Source organism: Azospirillum isscasi, from assembly GCF_030849505.1.
Lineage (GTDB): Bacteria > Pseudomonadota > Alphaproteobacteria > Azospirillales > Azospirillaceae > Azospirillum > Azospirillum isscasi.
The window spans coordinates 1-2,731 of sequence record NZ_JAUJFI010000302.1; the positions used below are offsets into that span (position 1 = coordinate 1).

General features: G+C 75.6%; 1 protein-coding gene. It reads left to right on the plus strand.

Annotated features, from left to right (window positions below; all coding sequences use genetic code 11):
* A partial coding sequence (locus tag QSG27_RS28405) for a non-ribosomal peptide synthetase (protein WP_306712145.1) occupies positions 1-2,731 on the plus strand: 2,731 nt, incomplete at both ends.

The following is a 2,731-nucleotide window of genomic DNA, read 5'->3' on the forward strand; positions in this document are numbered from 1 at the left end:
CGCTCCGCCCCGCCCCTGGCGGACCGGCTGGACGCCGCCACCACCGCGGCCCTCACCACCGTCGCGAAGGCGCAGGGCGTGGGCCTGCACGGCCTGCTGCTGGCGATTCTGGCCGCGGAGGCACGGCGGCGCGGCGGACGGGCCGACCTGATCCTGGGAACCGGCGTTTCCCTGCGCCCGGCGGGGGCCGAGGGGGCGGTCGGGCATTTCGTGAATCTCGTGCCGGTGGTCCTGTCCGGCGCCGGGGCGCCGCTGGCCGGACAGGTCCGCGCCGCCCAGGACGCGCTGACCGAGACGGTCGGCCACGCCGACCTGCCCGCCAACCTGATCCAGCGGGAGTTCCGCCAGCGCCGGCCCGACGCTCTGCCGCCCTCCCGTCCGAACCTCTTCTCCGTGGCGCTGACCGCCAACCCGCCGCGGAGCAGCACCGACCCCGACAGCGGTCTGTCCTTCGCGCCGCGCCGCCTGTCCGGCGCGCTGGCCCACCCCGCCGCCGGGCTGGACCTCGCCTTCAGCCACGAGCCGGTGACGGATGGGGACGGCGAGGGGCTGGAACTGGCGCTGCTGTGGAACCCCGACGTCTACGCGGAGGCCACGGCGCGCTCCTGGCTAGCCGGTTTCGCCGCCTGGGCGCGCTGGCTGGCCGCCGACCCGGCCCGGCTGGACTCTCCGCTGCCCGCCCTGCTGCCGGAGGAACTGGCCCTTCTCGACCGCTGGGAGTATGGCGAGGAACGCCCCCGCCCGGCCCGCCGCGCCCATGAGCTGTTCGAGGAGATCGCCGCCCGCCGGCCCGACCGGCCCGCCGTGGTCACTCCGGCGGGCCTGCGCAGCTACGGTGACCTGAACGGGGACGCCGACCGCATCGCCGCCGCCCTGGTCCGCTGCGGCGTGGCGCGGGAGGAGCCGGTGGCGGTGCTGACCGGCTGCGTGCCGGACCTGCCCGCGGCGGTGCTCGGCGTCTGGAAGGCGGGGGCGGCCTATCTGCCGCTGGCGCAGGATCTGCCGCCGGAACGCATGGCCTACATGGTCCGCGACGCGGGCGCCCGGCTGCTGATCGCTCTGGACGGCCAGCCCGTCCCGCCGGCCCTGGCCGACGCCGTTTCCACGCTGATCCGCCCGGAGACCCTTGACGGCCTTGCCGAAAAGCCCGCCGTGGCCGGGACGCCGGGGGATCTCGCCTACATCATTTACACCTCCGGCACCACCGGGCACCCGAAGGGCGTCGCCGTCCGGCACGACGGTTTCATCAACGCGGCGCTGGCGACCGGGGAGACGGTCGGGCTGCGGGCCGACGACCGCCTGTCGCTGGCCGCGACGCCGGGATTCGACGCCTCGCTGTGGGAACTCGGGCTGGCGCTGCTGCACGGCATGGCGCTGGTGCCGGTGCCGCCGGAACTGCGCGACGATCCCTGGGCGTTGAAGGACGCTTACGAGGCGTTGGGCGTCACGGTGGCCTTCCACTCGCCCTCCTACCTGCGGGTCAGCAAGGAGAAGCCCTTCCGCGGTCTGCGCATCCTGCTGACCGGCGGCGAGGCGCCGAACGCCGACGACGCCCGCCACCACGCGGCGGACCTCGCCTTCTGGAACGCCTACGGCCCCACGGAGGCGAGCATCCTCGTGTCCATGGGCCGCATCCTGCCGGAGTCCGGAACCGGCGGCCCGCCGCCCGCCGGGCGCCCGTTGCCGAACGTCCGCGTCACGCTGCGCCGCCCGGACGGCACGCCGGTTCCGCCGGGCCTGCCGGGGGAATTGTGGCTGGGCGGCGCGGGGCTGGCCCGCGGCTATCTCAACAACCCCGACCTGACCGCCAGCGCCTTCGTGGAGACGGCGGAGGGCCGCTTCTACCGCACCGGCGACCTGGGCCGCTGGCAGCCGGACGGGCAGTTGGCCCTGTGCGGGCGCATCGATCATCAGGTGAAGCTGCACGGCCAGCGCGTCGAGCTGGGCGAGATCGAACAGGACCTGCTGGCCCACCCCGCCGCCGCCCAGGCCGTCGTCCTGGTGGACGCCGCGGCGCAGGGCACCAAGGCCCTGCGTGCCTTCGTCCGCGCCAGGGACGGCGCCGCCCTGCCCGACGAGGAGGCGTGGCGCGCCTTCCTGGCCGACCGGCTGCCCGCCTTCATGATTCCGGCCAGCGTCACGGCGGTGGACAGCGTTCCCCTGACGCCCGCGGGCAAGATCGACCGCGACGCCCTGCTCCGCCTCGCCCACGCGCACGGCCACGCCGCCACGGCGCAGCGGCAGGCGCCGCTGAAGGGGCTGGAACGCCGCATCGCCGCCCTGTGGAGCGGTCTGCTGGGCGAGGAGGTCGCGCGCACCGACAATTTCTTCGCGCTCGGCGGCAACAGCCTGCTGGCGGTGACCATCGCGCACCGGCTGTCGCAGGATCTGGGCCTGACCGTCCCGGCGCGCGCCCTGTTCGCCGCCCCCACCCTGGCCGGCTTCGCCCGCAAGGTGGCGGAACTGCGCGACACGGACACGCCGCAGGCCGGCGCGGACGAATCCGACCTCGCCACCGAAGGGGAGCGGGAGTTCTGGGTGGCCGAGGCCGCGGGGCTGGACACCCGCCCCTTCACCATCCCGATGATCCGCGCCGTGGACGGCGCGGTGCCGCCTGCGGACCGCTGGACCGGCGCCTGGACGGCGCTCGCGGAGCGGCACGAGGCGCTGCGCACCGCCTTCGCGGAGGACGCGGATGGGCGCCTGCGCCGCCGCATCGCCCCGGCCATCG